Origin of the sequence: Mycolicibacterium lutetiense, assembly GCF_017876775.1 — a bacterium.
Lineage (GTDB): Bacteria > Actinomycetota > Actinomycetes > Mycobacteriales > Mycobacteriaceae > Mycobacterium > Mycobacterium lutetiense.
Genome location: NZ_JAGIOP010000002.1, coordinates 1,895,580 through 1,907,795, shown reverse-complemented (window position 1 = coordinate 1,907,795; position 12,216 = coordinate 1,895,580). Strand labels below are relative to the sequence as shown.

The 12,216-nt window shown below is 66.6% G+C and carries 10 protein-coding genes and 1 pseudogene; 9 read left to right on the top strand and 2 right to left on the bottom strand.

Annotated features, from left to right (window positions below):
• Window positions 1-132 precede the first annotated feature (132 nt).
• From JOF57_RS18465 to JOF57_RS18450, 4 genes and pseudogenes are all read left to right on the top strand, one after another.
• A pseudogene (locus JOF57_RS18465) lies at window positions 133-246 on the top strand (nitroreductase family protein); the annotation flags it as partial.
• A 247-nt stretch (window positions 247-493) separates the two neighbouring features.
• The gene (gene istA / locus JOF57_RS18460; protein ID WP_109558051.1) at window positions 494-2,038 is read left to right on the top strand and encodes an IS21 family transposase; all 1,545 of its coding nucleotides are present in this window, start codon (window positions 494-496) and stop codon (window positions 2,036-2,038) included.
• A gap of 54 nt (window positions 2,039-2,092) precedes the next feature.
• Window positions 2,093-2,848, top strand: coding sequence for an IS21-like element helper ATPase IstB (gene istB, locus JOF57_RS18455; RefSeq protein ID WP_074360265.1), 756 nt, complete (start codon window positions 2,093-2,095; stop codon window positions 2,846-2,848).
• A gap of 94 nt (window positions 2,849-2,942) precedes the next feature.
• A complete protein-coding gene (locus JOF57_RS18450) occupies window positions 2,943-3,488 on the top strand; it encodes a nitroreductase family protein (RefSeq protein WP_234938651.1) in 546 nt (181 codons plus the stop codon).
• Between the two features lie 93 nt (window positions 3,489-3,581).
• On the opposite strand, the gene JOF57_RS18445 is transcribed toward JOF57_RS18450, so the two are convergent.
• The gene (locus JOF57_RS18445) at window positions 3,582-4,046 is read right to left on the bottom strand and encodes a tRNA (cytidine(34)-2'-O)-methyltransferase (RefSeq protein WP_209918832.1); all 465 of its coding nucleotides are present in this window, start codon (window positions 4,044-4,046) and stop codon (window positions 3,582-3,584) included.
• Window positions 4,047-4,378: 332 nt separating this feature from the next.
• Here JOF57_RS18445 and JOF57_RS18440 point away from each other — a divergent pair, with 332 nt between their 5' ends.
• From JOF57_RS18440 to JOF57_RS18420, 5 genes are read left to right on the top strand one after another with little or no spacing between them, the layout of a single operon-like run.
• On the top strand, window positions 4,379-7,339 hold the full coding sequence (locus tag JOF57_RS18440; protein ID WP_209918831.1) for a HAMP domain-containing sensor histidine kinase: 2,961 nt from the start codon (window positions 4,379-4,381) through the stop codon (window positions 7,337-7,339).
• Window positions 7,336-7,743 carry a roadblock/LC7 domain-containing protein gene (locus JOF57_RS18435; protein ID WP_209918830.1) on the top strand — a complete coding sequence of 136 codons (408 nt, stop codon included), beginning with the start codon at window positions 7,336-7,338 and terminating at the stop codon, window positions 7,741-7,743. Before JOF57_RS18440 ends, JOF57_RS18435 begins: the two co-directional genes overlap by 4 nt.
• Before the next feature lie 33 nt (window positions 7,744-7,776).
• On the top strand, window positions 7,777-8,142 hold the full coding sequence (locus JOF57_RS18430; protein ID WP_209918829.1) for a DUF742 domain-containing protein: 366 nt from the start codon (window positions 7,777-7,779) through the stop codon (window positions 8,140-8,142).
• Entirely contained in the window at window positions 8,123-8,731 is a 609-nt protein-coding gene (locus tag JOF57_RS18425; protein ID WP_209918828.1) for a GTP-binding protein, read from the top strand. Before JOF57_RS18430 ends, JOF57_RS18425 begins: the two co-directional genes overlap by 20 nt.
• 3 nt (window positions 8,732-8,734) lie before the next feature.
• Window positions 8,735-9,310, top strand: coding sequence for a pentapeptide repeat-containing protein (locus JOF57_RS18420; RefSeq protein ID WP_209918827.1), 576 nt, complete (start codon window positions 8,735-8,737; stop codon window positions 9,308-9,310).
• Window positions 9,311-9,524: 214 nt separating this feature from the next.
• Here the strand turns inward: JOF57_RS18420 and JOF57_RS18415 are convergent, their stop codons facing one another.
• A complete protein-coding gene (locus JOF57_RS18415; protein WP_209918825.1) occupies window positions 9,525-12,167 on the bottom strand; it encodes an FHA domain-containing protein in 2,643 nt (880 codons plus the stop codon).
• Between the last annotated feature and the right edge of the window lie 49 nt (window positions 12,168-12,216).

The window sequence follows — 12,216 nt, the reverse complement described above, 5'->3', positions numbered from 1 at the left end:
CGGATAAGGCGGCGGCGTGCAACCTTCATCGGTTAGCTGAGTTGTACTGCGGCGCACGATGATTAGAAGCTCCCCAGCAAACTGCTGGGGAGCTTCTCGGGTTTCCGGCGAGCCCGGTTGTAGTCTCGCGACATGACAGCCGAACCAGCCCTGAACTTGACCGTTGATGAACTCCTCACCACGACACGGTCGGTGCGCAAACGCCTCGACTTCGAGAAGCCGGTGTCGCGCGAGGTGCTCATGGATGTCAGCGGTCACGTATTTCCCCAGGTTTGAGGGGTTGTCCGTCACGTAATTGGTGCTCATGGATGTCAGCGGTCACGTATTTCCCCAGGTTTGAGGGGTTGTCCGTCACGTAATTCCCCACCCTGGCTGTCACGTAATTCCCCACCCTGGGCGGTGTGTCTGCCTGGTGTGGGCCTCGTTTACCGGTTCGCTCTGCATCCATCTGATGGTGGATGGAAGGGCGCTGATGGCGAGGAGAAGTATCGTGATGCTCGATTTGGTCGAGTTGTTCACCCACTGGCACGCGGGCCGTTCGCAGGTCCAGTTATCGGAGTCGCTGGGCATTGACCGCAAGACCGTCCGCAAATATTTGGCTCCGGCGGTCGCGGCGGGTATCGGCCCGGGTACCGAGCCGCTGACCGCGCCACAGTGGTCGGAGCTGATCGGCGGGTGGTTCCCGGAACTGTCCGATCCTGCGGCGCGGGCGCTGACCTGGCCGCTGATCGAACCGCACCGGGACCAGATCAAGACCTGGCTCGATGCCGATGTCACGATCGCCACGATCGCTCAGCGGTTGCGGGACGAGCATGCGGTAGCGGTGTCGGAGTCCTCGGTTCGGCGTTGGATCGCAACACATTTCGCGGAAGAGGTGGCACGAGCGAAGGTGACCGTGCCGCGCGGGCCGGTCGAGCCGGGCAGTGAAGCGCAGATCGACTACGGTCGCCTGGGCATGTGGTTCGATCCCGCGGTGGGCCGCCGGGTGGCGGTGTGGGCGTTCGTGATGGTGTTGGCGTGTTCGCGGCACCTGTTCGTGCGCCCGGTGATCCGGATGGACCAAACCACCTGGTGCGCTTGCCATGTCGCGGCGTTCGAGTTCTTCGGCGGGGTCCCGGCCCGGTTGGTGTGTGACAACCTCAAGACCGGGGTGGACAAACCCGACCTGTATGACCCGAAGATCAACCGCGCCTATGCCGAGCTGGCCACCCACTACGGCACCCTGATCGACCCGGCGCGGGCGTTCAAACCCAAAGACAAACCCCGCGTCGAACGGCCCATGCAATACATCCGGGATTCGTTCTGGCGCGGCCGCCAGTTCGACGGGCTGCCCGCGATGCAAACCGACGCCCAGCGCTGGAGCATCGAGGTGGCCGGGGCGAGGTCGTGTCGGGCACTGGAGGGCGCGCCGCCGTTGCGGGTGTTTGAAGCGATCGAAGCCAGCGCGTTGATCGGGTTGCCGCCCAGAGTATTTGAACTGTCCACCTGGTCGATCGGCACCGTCGGCACCGACGCGCACCTCAAGGTCGGCAAGGCGTTGTACTCGGTGCCGTGGCGGCTGATCGGGCAACGCCTGCATGCCCGCACCGCCGGCGACGTGGTACAGGTCTTTCACGCCGATGCGGTGGTGGCCATCCACGTGCGCCGCCCATCGGGGCGCTCGACCGACTTCGCCCATTACCCGCCGGAGAAGGTCGCGTTCGCGATGAAAACCCCGACCTGGTGCCGGCGCACCGCCGAACTGGTCGGCCCGGCCTGCGTCGCGGTGATCGCCGCGTTCATGGCCGACAACGCCATCCACCATCTGCGCGCCGCGCAAGGAGTGCTCGGGCTGCGCGACAAACACGGCTGCGACCGGTTGGAGGCCGCGTGCGCCCGCGCCATCGCCGTCGGTGACCCGTCCTACCGCACCATCAAAGGCATCCTGGCCGCCGGCACCGAACACGCCGGCGACGAACCGCCCGCCAGCACCGGCGCGGCGGGGGCGTTTCTGCGTGGCCCCGACCAGTTCGGCACCGATACCGGCATCATCGCCTGATCGTCACCAATTCCACACTGCTGCAACATAATCAACCTTCAAAGGAAGCCCACCATGTCTATCTGTGATCCGGCGCTACGCACCGCGCTGCGCACCCTGAAACTGTCCGGCATGCTCGACACCCTCGATGCCCGGCTCGCCCAAACCCGCGACGGCGGCCTCGGCCACCTCGAATTCCTGCAAGCCCTCTGTCAAGACGAGATCGCCCGCCGCGAATCCGCCGCTCTCACACGGCGATTGCGCCGCGCCAAGTTCGAAGAACAGGCCACCTTCGAAGACTTCGACTTCACCGCCAACCCGAAACTGCCCGCCGCGATGCTGCGCGACCTGGCCGCCCTGCGCTGGCTCGACGCCGGCGAATCAGTCATCCTCTACGGCCCCGTCGGCGTCGGCAAAACCCATGTGGCACAAGCACTCGGACATCACGTAGCCCGCCGCGGCGGGGACATCCGCTTCGTCAAATGCGCCCGCATGCTCGCCGACCTTGCCGGCGGACACGCCGACCGCACCATCGGCCAGCGCATGCGCGAGTACACCCGGCCCCTGGTACTGATCGTCGATGACTTCGCGATGCGTGAGCACACCACCACCCAATCCGACGATCTCTACGATCTGGTCTCCGACCGGGCCATCGCTGGCAAACCCCTCATCCTGACCAGCAACCGCGCCCCCAAAGACTGGTACCCGCTGTTCCCCAACCCCGTCGTGGCCGAATCCCTACTCGACCGACTGATCAACACCAGCCACCAAGTCCTCATGGACGGACCCAGCTACCGACCCCGGAAACGACCCGGCCGCACCACCACCTAGACAACGCCCGCCCCGACCGGTAAGACCAACACGAGGCCCACACCTGGGGAATTACGTGACAGCAACCCCTGGGGAATTACGTGACCGACGACACATGGAGTGTCTCGACCTGGCACTTCAAGCCCCGACCGGGTCGAATGCGCAAGGCTGGCAATGGGTTTTCGTTGAGGATCCGGCAAAGAAGAAGGCGCTGGCCGACATCTACCGGGCCAATGCCAACCCCTATCTCGATCTACCAAAGCCGGAGCGCGGTGATATCCGCGACCAGCAGATGGATGCGGTGACGAGCTCCGCCAGGTACCTCACCGACAACTTCGAGAAGGCGCCGGTGTTGTTGGTGCCGTGCCTTGAAGGGCGTCCCGACGGTGCGCCCGCCGGTATGAGCGCATCGTTCTGGGGATCACTGCTGCCCGCGGTGTGGAGCTTCATGTTGGCGCTGCGGTCGCGGGGTCTGGGATCGGCCTGGACGACGCTGCACCTGCTGGGCGACGGCGAGAAGCAGGCCGCCGAGCTGCTGGGCATTCCGTTCGACCGGTACGCCCAGGCGGGCCTGTTCCCGATCGCCTACACCAAGGGCACCGATTTCAAGAAGGCCAAGCGTCTTCCCGCCGAGCAGTTCTCGCACTGGGACAGTTGGTGAGCCCGGGGCTCCCGATGAAATTGTGAAGCCCCTGTATGAACACTCTGTGAGATTCGGGCGTGGGTCGCGTGTCGGCCCACGCCCGCGGCGTAACTAGACGCCGCCGGCGAACCCGTGTTGACGCCACGCCTCATAGGCGGCGACCGCCGCCGCATTCGACAAATTCAGTGACCGCCTGCCCGGGAGCATCGGAATGCGGACCTGAGCGGTGATATTGGGATCGGCCAGCGTTTGTGCATCCAGCCCGGTGGGTTCCGGGCCGAACATCAGCACGTCGCCCGGTTGGTAGGAGACGTCGGTGAATGAGGTCGATGCGTGTGCGGTGAACGCGTACACCCGGCCTGGCATCAAGGCGCGCCAGGCTGCCTCCAGATCAGCGTGCACCGTCACCGATGCCAGGTCGTGGTAGTCCAGACCGGCCCGGCGCAGCTTGGGTTCGGACAGATCGAAACCCAGTGGCTCGACCAGGTGCAGCTCGCACCCGGTGCCCGCCACCATCCTGATCGCATTGCCCGTATTGGGTGCGATGCGGGGAGAAAAGAACATCACCCGGAACATCCGTCGATGATCGTATGGCGACCCGCCTTGTGACGAATCGGGATGCAAATGCGGCCGTGAAATCTGTCCTCAAATCCGAGTGCGAAATCGGCACGCGATCCGGCAAGGACGTTGTTGTTTGCTCGATTACCACACGACTGCGCTACAGCTCGGTCACGAACTCTGTCTGTTCAGTAAGAATTGTGGAAACGCCCGCGAGCTGCTGTCATACTCGTGCAATTGCCAAGGCGTTTGACGCCCGCCCCAGCGTGGGTGGAAACAGCAGGAAGTCTTATGAATCACGCCCCACGAGTAAATTGCGGCCACGCAGCAGGTAGTGCGGTTGGGTGCCGATGACTGCCTTTACGCAGTTGAAGCAGGCTGACGGCACCCTCGTCGAATTCTCCCCAACGCCGTCGACTCCGGCCAAGCGTCCTTCCCGCTGGTCACCGGCCAATTGGCCGGTCAATCGGAAAGTCCTTGCCATCGTCATCGTGCCGTTGATCCTGGCGGCGACGTTCGGTGGGTTGCGTATCTATGCCAGTGCCGCCGTGGCTGGAGATCTCCGGTTGGCGGCCGACCGGGCCGAATTGATTCCGCACATCGACGACTACATGGCTGCGATGGAGGGCGTCCTCATCGCCGCTACTGAAGGCGGCGACGGGCAAGCGGCGATGTCCACGTTCGACGACCGGAAATCTGATCTGCAGCAACGCCTGGAAGCCACCGATGCGGCCGAAGATGTCGGCCAGGCGGTGGGCAGTCTGCTCACCAAGGGGCCGGAACTGGTCGACGCGGTGATGGCGAACTCGATCGACCTGCGCCAGCGCATCCTCGACTACGGCCCGCTGCTGCTGACCGGGGAAGCTGCCATCACCGGTTCGGTGCACAGCAACCAGCAGTCGGTTCAGGCCCAGGTGGAGGCGCTGTCCCGGGCGGTCGGTGCCCGCGGGCAGATGGCCATTCAACAGATGCTGGTCACCGCCGGCGGCGCTGAGCCGGAACCGTTGCTCCGCACCTCGATGATCACGATGGCCGGTACCGAACCATCCACGGTCGCGGCACTGACCAAGGTGCTGGGAGGTGGCTCCGAGGAGGCGGCCACGCTGCGCGCCGAGATGGTCAAGCGCATGGCGATGATGTCCAACCCGGCGATTCCGCTGGTCGGTAACCCGGACATGGTGGCCTCGTTGCAGGCCACCAACACGATTGCCGGGCAGATCATCGAGAACACCACCGCGTCGATTCCGGCTGCGGTCGAGGCTCAGGCCGACGATGCCCGCAACGACGCGATCCGCGACGCAATCCTGGTCGCGACCGCGATCATCAGCGCCATCGTCATCGTGTTGTTGGTGGCCCGCTCGCTGGTGCGCCCGCTGCGGACGCTTCGGGACAGCGCCCTGCGGGTGGCCCACCAGGATCTGGCCAAGGAGATCGAACGGGTCCGCGCCGGCGGCGAGCTGATCCCGGTGACCCCGATCCCGGTGCAGACCACCGAAGAGATCGGTCAGGTGGCCCATGCCGTCGACGAGCTACACGAGCAGGCGGTGTTCCTCGCCGGTGAACAGGCTCAGCTGCAATTGCAGGTCTCGGACATGTTCGAGACGTTGTCGCGGCGTAGCCGCTCCCTGGTTGACCAGCAGTTGTCACTGATCGACCAGCTGGAACGCAACGAGGACGACCCCCAGCGCCTGGAGAGCCTGTTCCGGCTCGACCACCTCGCGGCCCGCATGCGTCGGAACGGGGCCAACCTGTTGGTGCTGTCCGGGTCCAAGTTGGCACGCGAGCACAGCAAGCCGGTCCAGTTGGCGACGGTCATCAACGCCGCTGCCTCGGAAGTCGAGGACTACACCCGCGTGGTCACCGCGTCGGTGGCCGACGTCGAGATCACCGGTGCGGTGGCCGGCGACCTGATCCACCTCCTGGCTGAGCTGCTCGACAATGCGCTGCGCTACTCGCCGCCGATCTCGCAGGTGCGGGTGTCGGCCGTGCATGCGGCCAAGGGTGCGTTGGTGATCGAGGTCAGCGACGTCGGCCTGGGCATGACCGAGGCGGACCTGCGGGTCGCCAACACCCGTCTGCAGTCCGGCGGTGAGGTCAACCCCTACACCGCGCGTCACATGGGCCTGTACGTGGTCGGGCGACTGGCCACCCAGCACGGTCTGGTGGTGCGGCTGCGCAGCACCGTCGCCGAGGAGCCGAGCTCGGGCACCACGGCGGGGGTGTACCTCCCGGCCACATTGTTGGCCCGGGATGGTGGCGACCAGGTCGAGGACCTTCCCTATGGCAGGCCCGTCGACGCCCACGCCGGGATCGCCACGGCGTTGTCGTTGGACGCCGATCCTGCCGATGGCTCGAGCGTCGGATCCGGGCTCGACGAATCCCACCTCAATGGTGGCGAGGTTCCGTTCGACCTGCTGCCGCAGCGCAGTCCGGGAGCCAGCGGTATCTCGGAGCTGCCCGGCACGCTCGCCCCGCAACCGCAACCGGAACCGGTGGCTGAGGTGCCGGTCGAGGAGCCGGCGGACGAGTCGGTCAGTGAATGGCCGCAGCAGTGGCCGGTACACACCGAAGAGAGTGCGGCCCTGGCCAAGGGCCAAGCCGCCCCGGCGGCGGACACAGCACCGGGCGCGGCCGCCGACGACGAAGTGGAGTCCGGACGGCCGTCACGCACCAACACCTCGTCGTTCTTCGCATCCCGCGGGCAGGCCGCCACCCAGGGCGTCAACGGTGCTGGTGATCTCAACGGTCACAGTGGTCTGAACGGCCACAGTGATCTGAACGGTCACAGCGCTCCGGCGCATGATCCCGGCGAGAACCGGGAAGAACCGGTCGAATCCGCCCCGGTCCAGGCGGAGAGCCCGGACGTCCAGGGTGACTCGATCTATCAGTCGATGATGTCGGAATTCGAGATCGATCCGACGACCCACGTGCGCAGCGCCGACCTGGACTGGAAGACGGTCTGGGAGAAGGGGTGGTCGGTGGCCGCCGCGGCGCAGGACGCGCCCGTCGACCAGCACACCGAGGAAGGCCTGCCCATGCGTACGCCGGGCGCCCGCCTGGTGCCGGGCGGTGTGGCCGCTGTCGTGGCGGCTTCGGCCGACGCCAACGGCCGTCACCGCAACGGCGGAGTGCACCGCAACGACGATGGCTCGGAGACGGTAGCATCGGCAGACGAACCTGACAGCGGCATGTTCGCGGCGTTCACGCCGCGTGATCCTGAGGCCGTCCGCGCTAGCACCAGCAACCTTTTCGGGGGCGTGCACGCCGGGCGATCGCGTGCCCGTGAGACCAGAGGAACCGATAACGAATGACGCGTCCGACACAGCGCGACTCCCTGGACTGGCTCGTGTCCAAGTTCGCCCGCGAGGTATCCGGGGTGTCCCACGCGGTGCTGGTCTCGGCCGACGGACTGCTGATGGCTGCCAGCGAACACATGCCGCTCGAACGGGCCGATCAACTCGCGGCGGTCGCTTCCGGTCTGGCCAGCCTGGCCACCGGTGCCTCCCAGTTGTTCAACGGCGGTCATGTGATGCAGTCGGTGGTCGAGATGGAGAACGGTTACCTGCTGTTGATGCGGGTGGGCGACGGCTCCAATCTGGCGACGCTGACCACCCCGTCATGTGACATCGGGCAGGTCGGCTACGAGATGGCGATTCTGGTCGAGCGGGTCGGTGCGGTGGTGCAGTCTTCGCGCCGTACTCCGCAGCCGTCCTGAGTCCCTGATCCTTCTGCCCTTCGCGAGGTGCCTGTGGACGAACCGGAAACCACCGATCGACCGAGTTTGGTGCGGCCGTACACCCTGACGGCCGGCCGCACCGACTCTCGGGTGCATCTTCCGCTGGAAGCGCCGGTGCAAAAAGCCGACACGACACGTGAACCGCGCTGGACTGGGCACGATGTGCGCGCACAGATCGTAGAGTTGTGCACCGGCACTCCTTCGGTTGCCGAGATTGCCGCTCATTTATCTCTCCCGCTCGGCGTGGCGCGCGTGCTGATCGGGGACTTGGTGACGCAGGGTTATCTACGGGTGGAAGCCACCCTTGATGACTCGGCGAGCTTCGACGAACGCCGCGAATTGATTGGAAGGACCCTGCGTGGCCTACGAGCCCTCTGAACCCCGCTCGGCCTCCGGCGGCGGCGCCCGGCGTGGGGCCGCCTCGACGAAGATCGTCATATCTGGCGGGTTCGGCGTAGGGAAGACGACATTCGTCGGCGCGGTCTCCGAGATCATGCCGCTGCGCACAGAAGCGTTGGTCACCAACGTGTCCGAGGGTGTCGATGCCTTGGACGGCACCCCGGACAAGCGCACCACGACGGTCGCGATGGACTTCGGTCGGATCACGCTGGACGAGGATCTGGTGTTGTACCTGTTCGGCACCCCCGGGCAGCGACGGTTCTGGTTCATGTGGGACGACCTGGTGCGCGGTGCGATCGGTGCGATCATCCTGGTCGACGTCCGTCGCCTGCAGGACAGCTTCGCCGCGGTCGACTTCTTCGAGGCCCGCAAACTGCCGTTCATCGTCGCGGTGAACGAGTTCGACGACGCGCCAAAGCATCCCACCCAGGCGGTGCGCAAGGCCCTGGCGCTGCCGGAGCACATCCCGGTGGTCGCCGTGGATGCCCGTGACCGCAACTCGGCCAAGGCTGCGCTGATCGCGGTCACCGAGTACTCGTTGACCACGCTTTCCGCGTTGCCCGGCTGACGCGTGGTAGCTGACGAAACAACCTGGGCGGACAGGGAATTCACCGGGGTAGACTTCCGCGCCGAGGAATATGACGGAGCCCTGAGCCGGTTGCGCACTGAGCGCGTGGTGTTCACCGAGTGCAATTTCAGCGGCGTCGACATGTCCGAGTCCGAGCATTCCGGCTCGGCGTTCCGCAACTGTACGTTCCGCCGCGCCACGCTGTGGCACAGCACGTTCACCAACTGCAGCCTGCTGGGTTCGGTGTTCACCGAATGCCGGCTGCGGCCGATCAAGATCATCGAGTCGGATCTGACCCTGGCCGTGCTGGGTGGCTGCGATCTGCGGGGCGTCGACCTCTCGGACTGCCGGTTACGCGAGGCCAGCCTGGTCGGTGCGGACCTGCGCAAGGCGGTTCTGCGGCAGGCGGACCTGACCGGGGCGCGGGTACAGGACGCCAAGCTCGACGAGGCGGATCTGCGCGGCGCCCGCGTCGACCCCACCTTCTGGACCACTGCGAAGGTGCGCGGCGCCAAGATCGACATCGCCCAGGCGCTGGCCTACTCGGCCGCCCATGGCCTCGACGTCCACGGCGGGTAGCTCTCCCGAGTCCCTCTCGGACTCTCCGAGGCCGCTGTCGGACTCTCGGAGGCCCTCTCGTCGGCCGTTTATCACGCCAGAGTGGCTGCCGACGTCGAGCGTCACGCCAGCGTGGCACCCCAAACCGCACTGTCACACCAGAGTGGCGCTCGAGGTCGAGCGCCACTCCAGCGTGACATTGGAGAGTGAGAGCGCGACCGAGTACCGAGCGAGCTCAGCCGGCCTTGAGGCGGATCTTCCAGCGCACGAAGCTGACGTAGAACAACGACAGCGCGACGAGCATGCCCATGTCGAAGAGCCAGGCGCTGGTGGTGTGCTCCCAGTGCGCATCCTTGGGTGTCAGCGGGCCGGGGACCAACCGGATCAGATCTACGGTCGACGCCGATGAGGCGAAACCCCACCGGGCCGGGGTGATCCAGGACAGCTGATCCAAGCCGACGCGGCCGGTCACCGGGATCATGCCGCCGGAGAACACCAGCTGGCTCATGATCGCGACGACCAGGAGCGGCATGATCTGCTCGTTGGATTTCGCCAGCGCCGAGAGCGCCAGGCCCACCATGGCGGCGGTGACGGTGGTGGCGGCCATGCTGAAGAACAGCTCCAGTGACCGGTTGGGGATGAACACGCCGTGCTCGACCGCGCCTTCGCCCCAGCCCTTGCCCGCCAGCGTGATGCCTGTGACGATCGCCGACTGCACGATGGCGAACACCGAGTACACGCACACCTTGGCCAGCAGGTAGGCCGTGGTGGACAACCCGACCGCCTGCTCGCGGAGGAAGATCGCCCGTTCACCGATCAGGTCGCGGATGGTCAGGGCGGTACCCATGAAGATCGCACCGACGTTGAGCAGTACCAGGATCTGGCCCGGTTCATTGGGGGCATCGCCCATCGGGTTGGGGACGCCGAAGCCGTCGGTGCCGGGCACCGACAGGGACAGCACACCCATTATGAACGGCAGCAGTGCCAGGAAGATGAAGTAGCCGCGGTCGGAGATGATCAGCCGCATCTGCCGGCGGGCGATCGTGGAGAACTGCCGCAGCAGGCTCGTCTTGGCCGGTGCACCCAGGTCCCCGGGTTGGTTCGACGATGCCGCGGCCTCCGGGGCCGGGCCGGTGCGGGCCAGGTAGCGCCGGCCGGCCTCGGCCGGATCGCTCGCGACGGTGCTGAAGATGTCGGCCCAGTTGGTGGTGCCGAGCTCCGGGCCGATCTGATCGGGCGACCCGCAGAATGCGGTCTTACCGCCGGGCGCCAGCAATAGCACCTGATCACAGACATCCAGGTAGGTCAGCGAGTGCGTGACGACGAGCACCACGCGGCCGGCGTCGGCCAGCTGGCGCAGCATGGTCATCACCTGCCGGTCCAGCGCGGGGTCGAGGCCGGAGGTGGGCTCGTCGAGGATCAGCAGCGACGGGCCGGTCAGCAGTTCGAGTGCGACCGAGGCGCGCTTGCGCTGCCCGCCGGACAGCTTGTCGACGCGAGTGTCGAGGTGCTTGGTCATCTCGAGTTCCTCGAGCACCTGCATGACGACCTGTTCGCGGTCTTCCTTGGTGGTGTCCGGCGGCAGCCGCAGCTCGGCGGCGAACATCAGGGCCTGGCGGACGGTCAGCTGACCGTGCACCACGTCGTCCTGCGGGACCATGCCGATCCGGGAGCGCAGCGAGGCGTACTCGGCGTGGACGTCGTGGCCCTCGAAGGTGACGGTGCCGCTGGTCGGATGTGTGTAGCCGGCGACCTGCTTGGCGAACGTCGACTTGCCCGCACCCGAGGGGCCGATCACCGCGGTGAGTGTGCCGGGCCGGGCGTCGACGGAGATGTTGTCGAGCAGCGTCTTGTTGCCCTCGATGGTCCAGGTCAGGCCACGCACTTCGAGGCCGCCGGTGCGGGTGTCGGCTTCGGTTTCGCTGCGGCGCACGAGGGTGCCGCCGGTGAACACCAGGTCGACGTTGCCGATGGTGATGACGTCCCCGTCGTGCAGGACCGCCGACTCGACCCGTGTGCCGTTGAGGAACGTGCCGTTGATGCTGCGCTCGTCGCGGATCTCGGTGCCGCCGGGCAGCGGGATCAAGGTGGCGTGATGCCGCGAGGCCAGCACGTCGGGGATGACGATGTCGTTGTCGGTGTTGCGACCGATCTTCACCGCACCTGCCGGCGCCGGGGTGGTGCGACCCGGCCGCAGGATCTTGAGCATGCTGGTGGCGATGTTGCCGGCGGGCTCACTGCTACCGCGGTCCGAGGTGGCGGCCGGGCCCATCGTGGTGGGCGCCTGCGACGAGGACTGAGCCGGGTTCGAGTTGCGTACCGGTGGGGGCTGATAGGTCGATGGCCCCTGGGGATACCCGCTCTGCGGGCCGCTCGGGTAGCCGCCCTGCGGACCGCTGGGATATCCGGTGGGCGGTGTCGGGTAGCGCGGTTGCGGGCCGGACGAGTAGCCGGGGCGCTGGGCCGCGGGCGGCTGACCGTACTGCTGCCGGCCGGGGGCGGCGGGCTGGGTGGGCCAGGCGCCACTGGGCCGATTCGCGATCGGCACCGCCGCGGTCGGGGTGCGACCGACTGCTCCCTGATGCCGGCCGACCTCGAACGTCAGCTGCGGGCCGTCCGGGTTGCCGATGTTGACGACCTGGCCGTCATGGATGTCGAGCGTGGGCACCCGGCGGCCGTTGGCGTACATGCCGTTGAGGCTGCCGTTGTCGATCGCGACCCATCGGCCTTGGTCGAAACGCAGCACGACGTGGGCACGCGAGATCAGCGGGTGGGCGATGCGGACGTCGGCGCGGAGGTCTCGGCCGATGACGACATCGTTGCCTGGGGCAAAGGTACGGGTCGACCCGTCGTAACGAACGGTCAGCGCAGGGCTCATCGCGCTCAACTCTATCGGGTGTTTTCACCGGGGCTGGGCCGTTGCCTGG

Excerpts from the sequence above, each read along its gene's own strand:
- JOF57_RS18450 (WP_234938651.1), top strand. The coding sequence starts at position 2,943 with ATGGAGTGTCTCGACCTGGCACTTCAAGCCCCGACCGGGTCGAATGCG.
- JOF57_RS18440 (WP_209918831.1), top strand. The coding sequence starts at position 4,379 with ATGACTGCCTTTACGCAGTTGAAGCAGGCTGACGGCACCCTCGTCGAA.
- istB (WP_074360265.1), top strand. The coding sequence starts at position 2,093 with ATGTCTATCTGTGATCCGGCGCTACGCACCGCGCTGCGCACCCTGAAA.
- JOF57_RS18435 (WP_209918830.1), top strand. The coding sequence starts at position 7,336 with ATGACGCGTCCGACACAGCGCGACTCCCTGGACTGGCTCGTGTCCAAG.
- JOF57_RS18445 (WP_209918832.1), bottom strand. The coding sequence starts at position 4,046 with ATGTTCCGGGTGATGTTCTTTTCTCCCCGCATCGCACCCAATACGGGC.
- JOF57_RS18415 (WP_209918825.1), bottom strand. The coding sequence starts at position 12,167 with ATGAGCCCTGCGCTGACCGTTCGTTACGACGGGTCGACCCGTACCTTT.
- istA (WP_109558051.1), top strand. The coding sequence starts at position 494 with ATGCTCGATTTGGTCGAGTTGTTCACCCACTGGCACGCGGGCCGTTCG.